The organism is Hymenobacter terrigena (assembly GCF_054776515.1).
Window position 1 is genome coordinate 93332 of sequence record NZ_BAAHBU010000001.1, and the last position, 18669, is coordinate 112000.

Here is an 18669-nt window from a genome sequence, read left to right on the forward strand (position 1 = left end):
TAAAATAATAAGCAGTATCGGGTAGAATATCAGCTATTAATATACTACGCTTCTGAATGCTGCCCAGGTAGCGGTTCGTTAAGTTATTAAAGCTATTAACGTCCTCAAAAATAGTAATGTGGTGCCATATCGGGCACCACATTACTGGCAGCATACTGCCAAAATAATTGCGTTGCTTTTCCTAACCCTTTGTCATGAACAAATCAGTAGTTGTCCCAATACATATCGATGGATTATATCTGTTAGATGAAAAGGTCATTGCTGAGCCAACTGCTAATTTCACGAATCTGCCTTATAATAATACGGTTACTGATTTCAATTATGAAGTGCCGTATTTGAGTGAAAGCTTTATTTCCAGGCCATTCCAAAATCAGAATTTGCTGCTGCCGCCTGGTGTTCATTTGCATTGGGCACTGCCGGCCGCATTGGTAAATGGGATTTCAAATGAAAGGGCCCCTAAGATTTTTACTGCTCAAAATGCCGTTGGAGACAGTGGAGTAGTTTTTCCGGTGGTGCCCGATAGGTGGTTGGTTATCCGGAAAGTTGGAAAAAATATCAACCAGGCCTGGATTGTTGAGAGCAACTACCTGCATTGCACTGGCCCCTCCGCCGATAATCCCTACAACGGCATCAGCTATCCGCTCATTAACAGCGGTAGCGAGCAGCCCTACCGGTACATGGGGCGGCATTATCCGGTGGATGGCGAAGGCAATGTAAGCCCCGATGACCTCAGGATTCCCCGAGGAGCGGGCTATTTTCAAAACCTGACTTCGATAGGCTACGGCAGTCCGGTTTTTTCGGCCTTTTATCCCAATTGCCACAGTGTTTTTGGGTTCTATGATGCCGATGTAACCGCAGATATGCTGGCTGCTCTTGAGTACGATGTTTGGGGTTGGTACAGCGACGCATCGAAGGACCCTGTTGGCTTATTGCACGCTTTTCAAAAAGCAAATAAGGATTCATCGGCCGGCGGCTACGCCGAAATTATTCTGAATAAACTCAACTGGAAAATTGCTGGCCTTGATTTTGACTGCGACGGCCTGATATGCTGCGGTACGATAACCTACCAGGATTTCGTAGCAAGAAAAGATGCTTTGAATGCAGACGGGCTCGCCGTGACTGTTGGCAACACCGGTACGGAAGCACTGTCCACTTTGCTCGGCAGTCGCGTCAATCAGCAATTTGGCCTCGATAATCATCACACAATTATCGAAGACCAATTGGAAGCGTTGCAGCTTTTCGCCAAAATGGCGGGCCAGGAATTGGATACCGGTAAAAAAATGCTGCAAGCCATGCACGAGCAGGGTTTTGCTCAGGTTGACGGGGGCATTGCCTGGAGCGTAAGCATCGAAAATGCCTCGTCGACCGACACCAGACCCAACGCGGATGGTAGCCCAGCTGTGCAGCCCGACGGTGTGGCCTTCGACCTGCCGACGTTCATGGCAAGTAAAGTTCAGGCCTTAAACCGTCTACAGCAAGGGTACGACCGGGCAAGTGACGAGCTTATCAGCCTTCAGCAGCAGTTGTTTGCTGACTGGTATAAATACATGGTTTCGTGCTATCACGACGACTTAAATACGCATACCGCAGACGCTGACCGGGTTAAGTTTTTGATAGAAATCGACCATTTCGGGCTGATTAACCAAAAAAAACAGGACCTGTCCGATTACGAAGCGGACTTATCAAAAGCAATTACAGCAGTCAATCAAAGCATCGCCGATTTCGACGGAGGAGGGCCGGAACTTGGAAATGTGGTGCTGTTTGATGATGCCACTCCGGCCCCATCTTTCACGCTGAGCCCGGAGGCCAGCTTAGCCGGGCAGTACGTTGCGGTATTTCAAGGCCCGGATGGCACTGCGGCCGAACCGGATTTTTTCAGCTATGCCGCAGCACCGGCCACCAAAATGGTGGCGCTGTCGGTGCTGGTTAATATAAGCGCTAAGGCCCCAGCCATTGGGAGCTATCTATTGCAAATCGATGACGACCCGGCGAGTGTGCTGGGGCCGGCCACGCCCGGCGATTGGTGGACGGCTGTTTTTATAGATGGCGTAAAGCTGGACCCCTATAAGCTGCGCCAATGGGATGATATTCCCAAGGACCGTTGGGTGCATATCCATCTTGTGGCCCGCGCCCCCATGGCTGCTCGGCAAATAACCCTGTTTCGGGGCCTGAAGGGCAAGCTGGCCAGTCTGCGAATCAGTGAAAAGCTGTTGAGCGAAGAGGAGCTTTTCACTGATAGAAATGTGCTGAAACTAAAAAGGGCGCAGCTGAAAAGCGACAAAGCTCCCCGGTTCTGGCTGCCCAACGACCCCGTAGTGCTGATTGCCGGCCGTGATGTGAAAGTTGGGAATAGGCATCTGGTAAGTCAGCAGCTCGATTGTGTTTGCTTTGATTTTACCGGAATTATCGGCAGAAATCAATCGTCACATTATGACCTTAAAAAAATTCCTGCGGCAAAGACGCTTAAAGGATTGACGCAAAGACCGGGAAATCCGGAAGGCAATTGGAACCCTACGCTTTTGCAGTGGGAAGTAATTGTTCAGGATAATATCAAATTAAACGGGCCTTATTCAACGGAGTTTGCTGAGGATTTTATCACGTCTAATTACGCCATTAAAACCGGTGACTACGACCTTGCCGTTGCGAGCACCGATGTTTTGCAGGGGGAAAGAATTAAATCATATGCCGGCTCAACCATCTTATCAGCCCATGCCCAGACGAAGCTGCAAAGTGTAATCAGCGCGTACCTGCTGGCCATGGATGCCGACGAACTTACGGCCAACCTGGGCTTGGAAAAAGGTGATTTGGAGCAGGTGATGTATGCCAAGCTGGCAAAAGAAATTGCCAGGCTTAAAGGCGCTGCTAAAAACCAAACTACTGAAGCGGAAGCGAATAGCTTTCACAACGACGTTTTTGTCGCCTTTGATAATTTGCTGAAGGCAGTTAAGCCACCGGAATCCATTAATCCATTTCTGCAGCATGTAGTGGCGGCAGCGATGGAAGTAAGTGTCAGCAATTACCTATCGCAGTCGCTGGGTGGGTTCAATGCGGCCTTGTTGCAGTTGCATGAGACTATGCAGCTACCCGTAGACGACCCAGTGTCTTTCACAGAATCGCAGGCGGTGACTTCGCTGGCGGCCAAGTTGATAGGGGGCGAAAATAAGCGGGCACCATTGCCGCTCAACCAGTTTAATCCGATAAAAACAGGTACTGTTAGAATTAACCAGTTGGGCATTATCGACAATTTTGGCCAGGTGGTTAATATTCCGATACGAACCACTGATGTGCTGTTTTCCCATTCGTTCACAGTAGTTTCCAAGGGTAAGGAGGCGTTTTTGCCGCCGCGCATAGTTCAGCCGGCACGTTTGAATTTCAGATGGGTTTCGGCCGCTAATAGTGCTGCAAACCGACTCACTGCCGACGCCAGCCAGAATACCAACCCGGTATGCGGGTGGCTAATGCCCAATAAACTGGATGTCAGCCTAATGGTATATGATGCCGATGGCTATCTTCTCGGCCTTATTCAGCAGAATAAAACCGCAGGTGGCAGCTCGCTAACCGAATGGGCATCGGCCCCCGGCAACGTCACGCTTACGGATGCAACTCAGATACCCAATAATCATCTGCGGGAAGTAGTTGGTAGGTTGCTGGGAAAAAGCGACTTTGCTGACTTTGTTGAACTGCTGGACAATACCCTGCAGCAAATAGACCCCGAAAATTTTGCCCAGCATTTAGATTTGGCCATGCTGGTCGGCCGGCCGATGGCCGTGGTGAAGGCTGCAGTCAGCCTGGAGGTGAAGGGGATGCCGGCTATCAATCAAAGCTGGGATTATTTCAATGCGGATTTGGGCCGCAACAGCCGGGAAACCAACCGCTGGGAAAAGGTTAAATTCCCCGTTCTCATCGGCGAGCCCGGCATTCTGAATGACGGCGTTTTGGGCTTCTGGGATGAGGATGAAAGTGCCAGCGTATTTCAGTCGGTATACCCGGAAGATATCGATAAAGGGTACTTTTTAGCCCATCAGGATGGTGCCCACACTTTCTCGTTATCCATCACTGACAAGCCCAAAAACCTTACGCTGCTGATAGACCCGCGGGGAGAGGCCCATGCCACCACTGGAATTCTGCCGGCCAAAAGCATATCCATTCCCGCCAGCCAGTTCAAGCCCGCCCTCGCCCGCATGAATGTGAGCTTTTTCACCAGGCCATTGCTAATGGCCAAGGGCAGCATTGCAATTTCGCTGCCCGAGGAGGCGGGCTATTCGTGGTCGTGGCTGGCAATGGAAGCCGGCAAATGGACGGAGGTTTCTACTACGGGCACCGCAGATAAGGCGCTGTTCTCGCAGGTATTCGCGGCCGATGGTGAAGCCATATGGCAGGATATGCTGACCGCCGGCTGGATAAAAGAAACCGCCGACCAGAAGGCGCTTATCAACCCCAAAACGCAATGGACTGCTCCGTCGCCGTTGCTGTTGGCCCATTTGCAACGCATTCAACAAATGCTGGATGCCGGGCACATTGTACCCATGAATGCACAAGGCCACTTCTCAGAAGATATCCTCATTAGGGAGGGCTGGCTAAGCTTGAGCGTGACCAAATAAATCGCCAATTTCTTTTACTGACCGAATTTATGGGTTTCAGAACTAATTACCCGTTTGATTTTTGCCTGCTGAATAGCAAAGAGGAGGACTTTTTTTACCTGGAGGACAAAATAGAAGGCGTAACCCTTCAAATTACCAACCAACTGGCGGTTCCAATGCAGCTTAACCTGCTGGGTGGAAAAGCTGATGCAAACAATTACCATTTTGCACTGAAATTCCGGCCGGAGGTGCTTAATGATAACAAGAAAGAAGAACAGGCTTTCGGGGATTGGAAAATAAGCAGGGCTGTAATTGACGCGCAGGGCTGCTCAACAGTATATCTGCTATATGCCGGCGCTGCACCGCTTACATGCGAAAGCAAGGGCCGCATTGAAATTAAGTTTTTGGTAGATATAAATGGCAATAAGGGTTCCCGAACCACCAATGTGGAACTGCTGGGCAAGAACATTACGGCCGGCGATGTGCTGTTTGAGGATTCTGTTCGGCAAATAAACTGGACGCTGATAAACCACCGCGGAAAAGCCGGACTGCCGTTGCAGCTCAGCTTTAAAGATGCCGATACCATTCTGAACGACGGGATTTCCCGCAACAGCCTGCGGTTGAGAATCAGCAATACCAATAAGTCAGACGCCGAAGGGGACAGAGCGATTGAGTTCACTGAAAACTCTAAAATTCTTTTTTTCTTCGACCCCAACCATAATTCAACCGCTGCTGCGCTGGCGAGTGCCGATGCTATTCAACGAATTATTGTTAAAGAAGAGGCTCCCTTCGATACTCATTTTAACGGCGCTTCTCCATCGGGGCAAGAGCCTTTGCCCGTGTGGACCTTTACGGTAGCTGATAGTGCGGGCCTACTGCTTTTACCGATGATTAATAGCAGTGATACCGGTTTACTTACCCGGCCGCTTCCGGCTCAAATAAAAGTATCTAACAGTAATGCCGGTGTGCTGACGAGCAGAGCGGAGAATTGCGTGAATGGCCGGCTGGTAAACGAAGGCGAATTGCTATTTACGATTGATGACCGCAGGATTTACGTGCCCATAACTGGTAAATTTATTCAGACCATTGATAAAGATAGATTTACAGTTGGTAAAATTATCGAAGGAGGCTCGCAGATTGGATACATCAAATCATCTCTGGGCGTACGGAACGATAAGGCTGCTGACATGCCGGACAGCATCACATATATTGATTTTTCGTTTGATAACATCGTTACCAATTACATCACCGGCAAAACCAGGCTGAGTGTGCGGCTGGAAAATATCCCCGGCTATTGGGACGAGACATTCGTGCTGCACATTGACAAGCAGCCGATGGTTTTTCAGGACCAAAATGTAGGCATAGGGACCAATAATCCCGCTCAGAAACTAGAAGTAACCGTAAATAATAGCGGCTTAAATTTTCCCTTGCTGCTAAGCAACCTGAGTGGCGCCGAGGGCAATGGCAACGCGGTGGGAGTGGGCTTCATCAACGAAGCAAATGGCAATTGGGCAAAAGCGGCCGTTGTGCACGAAAGGTTGGCTGGTTATGGCGTCGGCAATCTGAAGTTTCTGGTAAACAGCGAGGTGAATGCCAATCCGGTAACCCTGGCCGATGCCCGCATGACAATTGCCAGCAATGGCAACGTAGGCATTGGGACAACGAATCCCCCAAGCAAGAAACTGGAAGTAAACGGCGACCTGCAGGCCAGCACCTGTTATATCAAGGGCACCCACTTAATCTACGACAATCAGCACGCTACCATTGACTGGGGCAGCCAAAGTACTGGCAACCTTTATTTCAGAAACCTGCGCAACCAGGGCAATAACAGTGAGTATCGCGATGTGGCGGTCATCACCAGCGCGGGGCGAATGGGAATTAATAACATCGACCCGCAGCAGACCTTGGATGTAGTGGGCAGTATCGGCATTAGAAACGAGGCGGCCTGGGACCACCTGACGATGCATCATGACGGTGCCACGGGCTATATTAGTGCCGGAGGAGCAGAAAATGGGCTGTCCTTGCGGGTGGGAAATACCAATTCGGGGAGCTATGGCCAACAGTCTTACCCTGAAATAATGCGCCTGCTGCCCAATGGCAACGTTGGCATTGGCACCAATGACCCACGCAAGAAGCTACAGGTAGATGGCGACCTGCAAGCCAGAGATTTATATATCAAGGGCACGCACCTGGTGTACGATAGCCGGGATGCTGTTATTGACTGGGGGAATCAAAGCAGCGGGAATCTATATTTCAGAACCTTGGCCAATCAAGGCAACCCCGATGGTTACCGTGATTTGGCTATTATCACCAGCGAAGGGAATCTGCTGGTGAACGGCAGGATGGGAATAGGGAAACATGACCCGGAGTTTCCTCTCCACATTGATTCCTGGAACAATGTCACCATGAATCAAGGGTATTGGTTCTTGATGCAGGGCGACTGCCGCGCTTCAAGAGGTACTTACTCAAACTCGGTGGCTATTAAGGTTTCAACCTCAATCTATAGCCAAGCATACTATTGCTACAGCGATGAGCGAATCAAAGAAGAAATAGCGCTGGCAGACGGGCGGCAGGACTTGGAATTGCTGAATAAACTGGCCGTTAAAAATTATTATTACAAAGACTTTGTTGCTCACGGCCCCAATTTGAAAAAGGGGTTCATTGCCCAGGAAGTTGAAAAAATTATTCCCGAGGCAGTATCCGTAAATAAAGATTTTACGCCCGATATCTACGCTTTGCCGGAAAAGACAACGCTGGTGGACGGCTTGCTCATTATCACGCTGAAAAAAGCACATCAACTCGGCAGCGGCGACCGGGTAAGAATCATTACCGAAGAAAGTGGTGCTCAGGAGGTGCCCGTGAATGTCCTGGATGAATTGACCTTCGCAGTTGAGGGCTGGGCATTCTCTGAAGAACACCTGTTTATCTATGGGAAGGAGGTAGACGATTTTCGAACCCTCGATTACGACTATGTTTTCTGCACCGGCATCAGCGCCATTCAGGAGCTGAGCAAGCAGGTCGACGCGCTTACTCAGCAGTTGCGGCAGCAGGAAACCCGGTTGCAGCGACTGGAAGCCTTGTTGAGTAAGCCGGAATAATATAAACACGCCTTTATCGTCGCCTTCAGATACGCAGGCAGCGATGCCAAAACCTATAATGCCCGGGAAAGAAGCCGGACGAAAATTAATCGTTCGGTCTTTCGGCTATCCGAGTCCGTTTTTTTGTGAGTGCCAAGAGGAAGCGGTTTGTCGCCTGCGCCTTGCCTCACCGCATGCTTCCGCTTCCCACGAGCAATAGCCTATGTTTTACCACTTCCTTTCCTTCGGCGCCCCGCGCGAATTCAACCTGGTTATTTCGTCCCAGGGTAGTTTCGAGATGCTGACCGAGGTATCGTTGCAGCAGGTCGGAACTGGCGCGACGGTATTTGAAATGAACACAGTGGCTTTCGAGTTTGGAAAGCACACGGTGGCCCTCAAGGGCAGCATGGCCATTGCGGGAGTTCCGGCCGCGCTGTCGCTGTCGAAAAACAGCGCGCCTGACGATGGCTGGTCGATAGAGGGCGCTACAAAAGCTGGACAACCCGTGAAGGTGGGGGCTTTGATTGCCGATTTGAGCGAAAAGTTTGGGGTAAAAGTGCCGGCCCCTTTCAAAACGTTTGAGCTATCTGGCATCGATTTCAGGTATGACACCGGCACCGAGAAATTTCATTTTTCGTGCCGGGGTGGTTTCAACATCGCCGGTACGGCCGTGGATGCGGTGGTAACTATTGATATCGTTGCCAAGGAGTCTGCTTTGGGAAAGATTGAGTATCAATATACTTTCGGTGGCACTATCCGAATTGGCAGCCTGCAATTTGATTTGCGTTTTGATGGCAACCCCCAGGCTAATACGTTTATTGCGACCTATTCCCAGCCGGATGGTTCCACTACCAGCATAAAGCTCAATAGCCTGCTGAACACGATATCGGCTGAGATGGCGCGGGAGGTGCCCGATGGTATTGGGATTGACTTGAAGGATGTCAGGTTTGTGTACCAACAGGATAAAAATGCGGGCAACAAGCAGTTTATTTTGGCAATTGACCTAGGCACGACCATTGACCTGGCCAACCTGCCGATGGTGGGCCAGCAACTGCCGAAAGACTTGTCGCTGGGCCTCGACGACCTGCAAATTCTTTACAGCTCCGGCCAGTTCAGCGAAGACCAACTGGTCGGCATCAACCAGCTGCTTCCGTCGCATATTGCCGGTTTTGCCGCCACAGGCATTGCCAAAGGCCTGGCCCTTTCCGGCCGCTTCAACATTGCGGGAACCAGCCAAACGCTAATGGTCGGAAGCGGCGCGACAACTGCCGTTGCCCCCAAGCCGAAGCAAAAGGCCCTGCCCAAAAACTCAAAAGCTACTTCGTCCACTGCAAGCGAGCCCGCCGTTCCGGCAGCGGCCGACACCTCGGTGAAGTGGTTTAATGTCGAGAAAACAATTGGTCCTGCCACTTTTAAACGCGTCGGCGTAGACTTTAAAAACAGCGAGCTGTGGCTGTATCTCGATGCCGGCATCTCCGTGGGCGGGCTGTCCATTGCGCTTGATGAATTGTCGGTTGGCTCCTCCATCAAGCACTTCCGGCCGTCGTTCAATTTGTCCGGCTTAAGCATCGACTTCAGCAAAAACGGATTAGAAATTGGGGCTGCTTTCTTGAGGCAGCAGCAGGTAATCAATGGCGTAAGCACCGAGGTGTATAACGGGGCGGCTACCATAAAAACTACTGGTTTTGCCCTTTCTGCCATGGGGTCGTATTGTTATTACGACGGGCATCCTTCGCTGTTTATTTATGCCTACCTAGAAAAAGCGCTTGGTGGCCCCAGTTTCTTCTTTGTAGAAGGATTGGCTGCTGGTTTCGGGTATAACAGGGCGTTGGTAATGCCTGATATCAGCCAGGTGGCCAATTTTCCATTGGTGGCGCAGGTAATGGGGGGCAGTTCGGTGCCGGCCGAGACGAACCCGGCGATGGCGCTCCAGGCCCAGCTAAAGGCCTTATCGGCCTATGTGCCGCCATCGGTGGGCGACATATTTCTGGCTGTCGGAGTAAAGTTCAGCTCGTTCAAGCTGATAAATTCGTTTGCGCTGCTCGTCGTTTCCTTTGGCAACCGCATGGAGATTGATTTGCTGGGGCAATCCAACATTGTGGTGCCGCTGCAGGAATTAGGCAAAGCAGTTACGCCGCTGGCCGAGGTCAAAATTTTGCTGATGGCTAAATACCTGCCCGACGAAGGCTTTCTGGCGGTAATGGCGCAGCTGAGCCCCGATTCTTACATCTTTTCCAAGGATTGCCACCTAACCGGGGGGGCGGCGTTTTACAGCTGGTTTAAGGGGGAGCATGAGGGCGATTTTGTGGCCACGGTGGGCGGGTACCACCCGGCATTTAAAGTGCCGGCTCATTATCCGAGTGTGCCGCGGCTGGCGCTCAACTGGCAGGTGAGCGAGCAGCTGAGCGTGAAAGGCGATATGTATTTTGCCTTGTGCGCCCACGCCTTTATGGCGGGCGGCCACCTGGAGGCCGTGTACGAGGACGGGGATTTTAAGGCGTGGTTCAAGGCCGGCGCCGATTTCCTGGTTACCTGGCAGCCCTATCATTACGAGGCCAGCATTTACGTGAGCATGGGGGCCTCGTATACCATTCACTTTTTTGGCAGCCACACCATCTCGGTCGATTTGGGGGCCGACCTGGCGATATGGGGGCCGGAATTTTCGGGGCGGGCAACGGTGCACATCTACGTGTGCGACATTACGATACACTTCGGCGCGAATGACTCGGCCGAATTGAAGCCGATTACCTGGGATGATTTCAAAACCAAGTGCCTGCCCGAGGCTAGCAAGGTGCTCGGGGCGGCGGTTGCCCGCGGGCAGCACGACAAGGATGAATCCCAGAACCCTATTGTAAACCCTAAAGAGCTGGAGTTAATCGTTAATTCGGCTATTCCGGTCAAAAGTATATCGGTTAATAAGGAGGAAGTTTATAACATCACCAGCAGCTCCGCTATTCGTTTTGGCGTTTCGCCGATGGCGAAAAATAATGACGATGTTAAAAGTGACTTAGCCGTGGTCATTTCTCATAACCCGGATAAGCCGTCGGATTATGAGCTAATGGATTCGGAGAGCCTACGAAACCTTATTATCACCCCGCAGCAAAAATCGGTGCCCGCTGCTATTTGGGGAACCACTTTTCAGCCCGTTTTGAATACGGAGAATAGAACCGTAGAAGTGCCCACCGGCATCAATATAGCCACTGCTGAGCCGATTGTATTGCCGGAAGGCGGTATCGAATTTCCGCAATTAGCTGAAATTGTTTTTCGGGATACTCCCATCAGCCTTACCCGCCAGAAAACCAGCGCACCGCTGTCTTTTTCCAAATATAATTCCACCTTTAAAGCACTGGGTAAGCAGCTTGGCATTGCCGAGTAGCCAGCCTGAGCTGTCCGAATAATAGCATCATGGCTACTGCCGACGATAAAATCCTGATTTATGACAGCCATCAGCCGGCCCTGACAGCGGGCTATTACAAGGTGGAGAGTACGCAACGCTTTGGCGTTGATAAGGAGTCGCTGGCGCTGCCGCCTGCAACGTTATATTTTTCGGTGCAAGGCGAACAGTTTTCCCTAAATCCCAGTCAGATTGACTCGGTATTTCCGCCCATGTCCGCATTAGGCGATTTTTCAACAATTCTGCCCAATATTATTCTGAAAAGAAGCACTTTCCCTTGGGAAAGAAAGACCAACGAAAAGGATGACACCGTAAAACCGTGGCTGGCGTTGCTGCTGCTTACGGAAGATGAAGTGGCCGATGCCAGCAAAGCCAGGAAAATAAATGCCGTAAAGTCCACTTGGGAAACGACGCCATTTGCTCCCGTTGAAAGCACGAGCGAAGCGGATATTTCGGTACGGGGCCTGCTAATTGAAGCGGCGTTTCTGAACAGTATTCTGCCCACTTATCAGGAACTGGGCTATCTGGCCCACGTGCGGGGGCAGGAAAAAGAAGAAAAAGCATCGGTGGTGGGCAGCCGGATGCCGGTAAAAGACAAAAAGAACATTGTCCATCTGGTATCCCTAGAGGATATGTACACCAAGAAGGGCGATTTTATCGGCAAGCCCAAAGACGGATTTTACGGCTTTGCTTCTTTGTACAGCTGGGAGTTCTTTTGCAACGACCATTTTATTGTTACGCCCGAAGTGTTGGCTGTTTACGTGTCGGCTGGTGGGGTCAGCACGGCTTTGGCATCGGCATTAGCTAAAATAGCGGGCCTTGCATTTTTTAATAAAGCGGATTTCTTAAAAGCAATTAGTATTCCGGTCAGTGATGAGGCGGCGGCGAGCTTATTTAAGACGTTTGAAATAGCGCATCTTACGTCGCTGCTGAAACATTTGAACCGGAGCCCCGCAAATCTGCGCCTGCCGGATACCGATGATTTATCGCTGGACGGGTATGTAAAGCTCCCGTATGTATTGAAAACGGGCGAACGGATTAATGCCGTTTACCGGGGACCATTGGTGCCTAACCCGGTGGCGGGCCCGGGACGGCCGGTTGCGCAGGTGCCGGTGATGGACGGAGATGAGCTGTTTCGGTTCCTGGCCTATGGCGAGGGGAAGTATGTTGATGTTTCGTACGCTTCGGCCTGGGAGCTGGGCCGGATACTGGCCCTGAGTGATAAAAACTTCTCCACCGCTTTATTTCGGTGGAAGCGGGAATGTTATCAGTTTAAAAAAGCATCGGCAAGCAACCAGCTCACTGGCCACCTCATATTGAAATCAGTGGCAAGCCAGTATCCAGCTATGCCGGAATTTGTCGGGCGGTGGCTCACTGATTTGAAGCTGTTGAAAGGTGTTCCATTCAACTATCTGGTGCCTACGGAAGCATTTCTGCCGTTTGAATCTCTGCGGTTCTTTAGTGTTGATGACGAGTGGGTTAGGTGCTTGGTGGATGGTGCTTTCAGCATTGGGCGGCTGTCCGCGACAGATGCGGCTACGGATGCGGAGCTGTATGACACCGGGGCAATTGCTTCGGGCGGCGACATACCAAAATCAGGCTTTTTGCTGCGTTCGCGGGCGGTTGATGGCTGGCCTGACCTGATTATCCAAACCGATGGGCAGGTACGGCGGCGGGACGAACTGGCGGAGGACCTGTTGTTTTGTTTGTACGATAAGCAAATTACTTCCCTGTCTATTAACCAAAAGCCAGAGTCGGTGCATTTTGGATTTATAGACAAGGACGGTGATTCTTCCCAATTGCAGGTAGAATATACCGATAAAAAAGGCAAAAATAAAAAGGCAGATATTGACTATACTTCTTTGAATAAAGTAGATATAGAAAAAATATATACGGGCGTAGCAGCCAGAAATGTGGCTGAATTTACGAGGGCGCTAATTCAAAAAATAGAGGAAGTGGTATTTGAGATTAATTAACCAGCTACAGCGGGTATGGGTAAAGATGCCGGTGCTACGGCATCTTTTGCAGGCCTTCCCAGCGCACTTTCCAGTTTTTAGGAATGCCGGGGGTAGGCGTGGGGCAGCCGTCGTAGCCGGCGCACATAAGGGCCACGGCGGCGAGCAGGCCACCGTTGCCGGGCAGGTAAAGCGGCAGGCGGCCTTCCTGATAATTGTGGCCGTTGGGCAGGTAGGTGTTGGTTTGCACCTTCATCAGCAGGGCGTCCACGGCCTTTTCGGGCAGACCGAGGCGGGTGGCCGTCATGGCCGTCATGGGGAAGTCCCAGCCCCAGGTTTTGTCCCAACTCCAATCTTTCCAAATCAGGTCGAAGGTGCGGCGCATGGTGGCGGCGTCCTGTTGGCCCGTGGCGGGCATCATGCCCAGCGCGGCCAGCACGGAGGGGTGGTCGGTTTTGTATTCGGGATTGGTGTAGGAATCGTGGGCGCTTTCGGTAGCCAGGTACACGCCGTTGGCTTCGGGCAGTTTGGCGAGTTTGGCCAGCACGTCGTCCCACTGCGGGTTGCGGGGCTGGCCCTGGCGTTCGCGCCATTTCTGGGCGGTTTCCAAGGCCCAGTGCCAGTACACCAGCTCGAAAGTGGGGTTGAAGGTGTCTTCGGCTTTGAACCGTTCCTGGGCCGGAATCACGCCCTTGCCGAGGATGTAGCGGCCTTTGTCTTTCTCGAAAAATGGATAGGAAGCAATGAAGTCGGCCGTTTGCTGCACCCGCTCCTGATAGAGCTTTAGGGTGGCGGCGTTGGGGTGGGCGCGGTAGGCTTCTTCGGCAAAATAAATGGTGTGTGGCTGTTGCCAGAGCAAAAACGCCCCGACGGATGACGGCCCTTCGGCACCCCATGGGTCGGTCATTTTCTGCCAGCGCCAACCGGCGTAGCCTTGCCGCTGGGCAATACCTTTGGCCACGGCCTGCACATCGGGCCGGGCGTACCAGGTTAGGCTCTTTTCTAATATCTCGGGGCGGCCCCACAGGGCGAAATGGGCGGCGTGCCACCAGTGCATTTCGAGGTGGGGGCGGCCGTACCAGCTGTTCAAAAGCAGGCCTGTTTCCTGTGGGGGCTGCGAGCCGGCGTTGTGCAGGCGCGTGAGGTACTGCGAGAGCACGATGCGGCGCTCCAGCTCGGCGGCGCGCGGGTCGGCGGTGCCGCTGAAATCGACGGCCCCGCCGCTGCGCCAGAAGGCCTGCCACTGCTGGCGGCTATCGGCGCGGGTGGCGGCGAAGGTGGGCGCGGTAGATGCGGGCTTGCGGGGGGAAAACCAGCAGCTCATCTCCAGCACGCTGCTTTGGCGGCCGGGCGTGAGGATGAATTCGTGCGGCCGGCCGGGGGCCAGCGTGGCAGTTTGGGCCCAGCTTAGGGCGGTGTAATATTTGGTGGTATCGAGCTGATGAGTGAGCAGGGCGCGGCCCGCCGCCTGCGTGGCAATGGCCGTTTTATGGTCGGCGTCGTGCGAATAGTCGGTGCCCATGTCGGCCCAGCCGGCGGTGGGGAAGGGGAAGCGCAAAGCCACTTTTAGGCGGCCGGCTTTTAGCAGCTCGGAAGTGACTTTGGCGGCTACGGCATCCTGCGTTTGGTGGCCCACGGTGACCACGTCCACCGCCGTGCCTTCCACCGTGAAATGGCTCTGGATTTCGCCGGTCCAAGGATTCAGCTCCTGATGGATGTTTTTAAGGTCCTGAACTTTGGCGGGCTGGCCGTTCTTTTTCAGGATGATAAAGCCCAGGTTACCCAATTGCAGGCGGTGCGGATTGGCGCGCAGGTAATCCACGGCGTCTTTGCTGCCGGGCGTTTTCACCTGCACCGAGTAGCTCACCGGGCGGCCGTTGAACTGGTATTCGCGCAGGCTTTGGGCGAATTGATAGCCTTCTTTATTGGGAAAGCGGTGCCAGCCCCATTCCGATTCGGTGCCGAGCGGAATGCCTTTCTCGTAGTGCAGCGGGAAGGTTTGCAAGCCCGTGATGTCGGCGGTGAAAGCGAATTTGCCGTTGCCCACGGACAGTGAATTGAGCGAATCGGTATTGGTGATTACCACTTTGTGGCGCTCTACCAAAGCCTGGCGGTTGATGGGCTGGGCGGCCAGCGAGAGGCTGCTGGCTGCTAACGAGCTAGCGAGTAAAAAGCGGAAAGTCTGTTTCATTTTATGGGAAGAAGCACTAGTCACGGTCCAGCGTCACGCTCATCAGCCCAATCACTACGTCGTTGGCCAGGGCTTTGAGAGTGAGGGATTTGAGCTTTTTACTGGGGTTGAGGGGTAATTCCAGCACGGTGGCCGCGCCGCCTTCGATGGCGCGGGTGCTGAAGCCTTTGATGCTGGTGTACTGGCTGAAATCGCGGGTGATGAGGCCGGTTTTGAGGTGCACGCGGTAGGGGCGGGGCGCGCCGGTCTGGAAGGCAAAGCCGTCGTCCAAATAATCTTGTTCGATGGGCCACCAGGAGTCGGGGTTGCGCAGGGGCAGCGTGGCGGTGGTGTTGTCGGCGTAGGTGATGGTGAGCTCGCCGTTGAGAAACTGGCTTTGCATGGCGTTGGTGGAGCCGGCCATGAGTAGCACGGCGCGGCGGGCGCGGCCTCGTAGCGGTAGCGTGGCTTGGTGGGGGTAATTGTCCCACTGCGAAACGAAGAGAATATTCTTCGCGCCGGCCGCGCCGGGCGTGCGCAGGGGCACACCTTCGGGCAGTTGGATTTGATTTTGCGGGCCGGCCAGATGGCGTAGGCCTGCATCATCAATATTGGCTTGGGTGAGCGGGTAACACCAGTTGCCGATGCCCTGGGTAGGTAATTCCAGCGTGGCCACGGCGGGACGGGGCGTGAGGTATTTGTTCTGGAAAATCTGCGTCACCCGGTCGTTGAAAGCGGCGGTTAAATCAAGCGCTTCCCACTTGGCGGAAGTCGCAGAATTATTAGCTGTAGAAGCAGGCGAGGGCGGGCGGTGCACCGTAATTTTCAGGGGCTCCCACCACGTCAAATCATTCTGCTGAAGCTGCACGAAAGCGGTGCGGCTGCCGGGCATCCCTGCTACCTGTGCCACGATTACCGAGCCGTTCAGACGAGGCTGCCGCAACACCTGCTGCGGGTCGGAAACCCGAATAATTCGGGCATGGTCAAACGTGGCAGAAAAAGCCGCGCCGCTGGCCGCCTCTGCTTGCGGTGCAGCCGCATCCGGCGCGTCACCCTGCCATTCAATCTCAACCACATAGCGAGTTGCTGGCGCGCTGCTGATTTCAATAACCGGCCGGCCCACTGCGGCGGGCACGTTACGCCACGCGGCTGGCTCGCCATTCACTTTCAGCGAAGCCACGCGGCTGGCCAGGGCGGGGATACGCAGCTGGAGCGCCAGCTGCTTTGGCAGTTGCGGGGTGATGGTGTAAGTTTCGCGGCGGTCCTGGCGGCGGAAACGGAAGACTACGTCGGGCACTTGCAGCGCGGCCGAATCCCAGGCGGCGGGCAGGCCGGGGCTGATGCGCAGCGTGTCGTGCAGGGCATCGGGGCGGATGCCGAACAGGCCCTCCACCAGCGAGCGGCTCGCCATGCCGATGGGGTCGGCGAAGTCGCGGTAGAGCTCGCCCCGGTAGTTGTCGTAGAAGGAAATCTGCTGAAAATTGCCGGGGCTGCTGCCCAGGTACTGGCTTTCGAGCAGGGCGCTTTTCCAGAGCAGGAAGGCTTCTTCGCGGCGGCCGGCCTGCCAGTTGGCGAGGCTCGTGTGCAGGTTTTCGGCCAGCACCACGTTGTTCAGCGACCAGTCGTAGGGCTGCCAGTTGGTGGTGGAAAGCAGGTAGTAACCGGCATCGGGCAGGCCGGCGGCGCGCACCGGAATGTGCGGGATTTCGGCATCGATGTAGCGCAGCGCCTGGTAGGCCTGGAAGGCATCTGGTACCTCCGAATCGAGGGCGTGGTAGATGGTCCAGAGGCCGGCGGCGGGGTGCAGGCGTTGAAGGCCCAAGGCATCCTGATACTCGGCGTACCAGCCCTGGGCGGGCAGCCAAAGCCGGCTTTGCAGCGCCTGGTGGATGTGCTGCGCCTCCTGGCGGTAGGGGGTAGGATTTTCGCCCAGCAAGCGGGCCAGCTCGGCGGCTTTCTGGTTGGCGAAGTAGTTGTAGGCCGAGGTGTGGGTGACGGCCCCGCCGCTGTATTGCAGCGCATCGGAGGCCCAAATGGCAGCGTAGGCGTCGTAGAGGCCGTCGTTGTCGGGGTCGAAGTTGCGCTTCTCCCAGGCCAGGTGGCGCTGGAGCACGGGCCACATTTCGCGGGCCAGCTTAAGGTCGCCGGTCCAGTTGAAATGGCGTAGCAGCTCATCAATGAACACGAGGTTCATGTCGTAGTGGTGGGGGCGGAAATCACCACCAGGGTTGCGGCTGATGTAGCCTTCGCTGAACACGGTGGTGCCCAGCTTTTCGAGCTGCCGGGCCATATGTAGCGCAGTATCGGGCGTGACCGGGCCGCTGGGCGGGCTGGTAAGCTGCGACTGGGCGTAGGCCCGGAAGTGGGTGGCGGCGCGGTCGTGCCAGCCCAGCGGGTCGGCGGCGTAGGGGCCGCGCCAGCCATCGAGCCGGATGCGCCAGGCCACCGCGCCGTGCAGGTAGGAGGGGGCTTCCCAGATGGCATCGGCGGCCACCGCCAGCGCCCCGCCCAGTGTGTTGATGTACGGGTCGGGCGTGCTGACTTTGATGCGGCTGGACAGCGCGACACGGGCGGCTTCGGCCCAGGCAAAAGCGTCCAGCAAGGCGGCATAGGAGGGAATCGGAGCGATTTCCGGCTTCTGCACGGCGAAGTAAAGGTCCTCGCCCGCGCGGGCCGGCACCGTGCCCACCAGCACCGGCGTGGTCGATGCGGCAGAAGTCCAAAGCTGCTGCGGCGTTTCCTGTTGCGCGGCATCGGCTACGTGCGCTTTGGAGGCCGGGGGCACCGTGCCCACCAGAAGTTTGCGGTCGGTAACGGCCGTTGGTTTGGCTGCTTCGGCGGCGCCGGCCACCGGCTTTGTGGCCGCGCCGTAGCTCAGGGTGAAGCTGTTTTTTTTCAGCTCGAAGGCATTGCCCTGGCAATACTCCGGCTTCAGGTAAAAGCTCGATTCGGGGTCGGCCCCAATGTCGCCGTCGCGGCTGAATTTTTTGCCTGTGGCTCCGCCGAAAGCCCAGAGCAGCTGTATCTTATTAGGCGGTACGTTTTCAAAGCGGGCTTTTACGATGATGCCCTCGGCTTCGGCGCGGGCCAGCACTTCGAGGTGGAGCTTGCCAGTGCCCAAAAGTGGGTCGGTGATGTCGTAGAGCATCATTCCCGGGCGGTAGCGGGCGGTGATGTTTTCGGCATTGATGAGCCACTTGCTTTGGCCGTTGGCTAGCAGCCCGAATTTCAGGTTGCCGCCCATGCCGGGCAGGTAGAGGGCGAATTCAGGCAGGTCGCCGGCCTCGACGCGGAAGGCCGTGTTGGTGCCGTAGAGGGCACGGGTGAAGCGGTGCGTGCCGTTGGTGATGACGAAATCGGGGCCTTCAGGCTGGTAGCGCAGGGTGCGCGGCTGGTTGTGCCAGAGCGGCGGGATAGGGGCAGTTTGCGCCCGGACCAGCGGGCCGGTCAGCAGTAGGAGTGCGCAGAAAAGGAACGCATTTTTGAGCATAGC

General features: G+C 54.5%; 6 protein-coding genes. 4 read left to right on the plus strand and 2 right to left on the minus strand.

What is annotated here, in order from left to right:
* The first annotated feature begins 194 nt into the window (after nt 1-194).
* From ACYU7Q_RS00385 to ACYU7Q_RS00400, 4 genes are all read left to right on the plus strand, one after another.
* Nucleotides 195-4601, plus strand: a complete 4407-nt coding sequence (locus ACYU7Q_RS00385) for a hypothetical protein (RefSeq protein ID WP_460607448.1) — start codon at nt 195-197, stop codon at nt 4599-4601.
* Between the two features lie 29 nt (nt 4602-4630).
* Nucleotides 4631-7678: a tail fiber domain-containing protein gene (locus ACYU7Q_RS00390; RefSeq protein WP_460607449.1), complete on the plus strand. Its 3048-nt coding sequence runs from the start codon at nt 4631-4633 to the stop codon at nt 7676-7678.
* A 202-nt stretch (nt 7679-7880) separates the two neighbouring features.
* Nucleotides 7881-11033: a DUF6603 domain-containing protein gene (locus ACYU7Q_RS00395; protein ID WP_460607450.1), complete on the plus strand. Its 3153-nt coding sequence runs from the start codon at nt 7881-7883 to the stop codon at nt 11031-11033.
* Nucleotides 11034-11062: 29 nt separating this feature from the next.
* Entirely contained in the window at nt 11063-13027 is a 1965-nt protein-coding gene (locus tag ACYU7Q_RS00400; protein WP_460607451.1) for a hypothetical protein, read from the plus strand.
* A 34-nt stretch (nt 13028-13061) separates the two neighbouring features.
* On the opposite strand, the gene ACYU7Q_RS00405 is transcribed toward ACYU7Q_RS00400, so the two are convergent.
* Together ACYU7Q_RS00405 and ACYU7Q_RS00410 are read right to left on the minus strand one after the other, a co-directional pair.
* The gene (locus ACYU7Q_RS00405; RefSeq protein WP_460607452.1) at nt 13062-15197 is read right to left on the minus strand and encodes a hypothetical protein; all 2136 of its coding nucleotides are present in this window, start codon (nt 15195-15197) and stop codon (nt 13062-13064) included.
* Between the two features lie 16 nt (nt 15198-15213).
* Entirely contained in the window at nt 15214-18666 is a 3453-nt protein-coding gene (locus tag ACYU7Q_RS00410) for a DUF4450 domain-containing protein (RefSeq protein ID WP_460607453.1), read from the minus strand.
* Between the last annotated feature and the right edge of the window lie 3 nt (nt 18667-18669).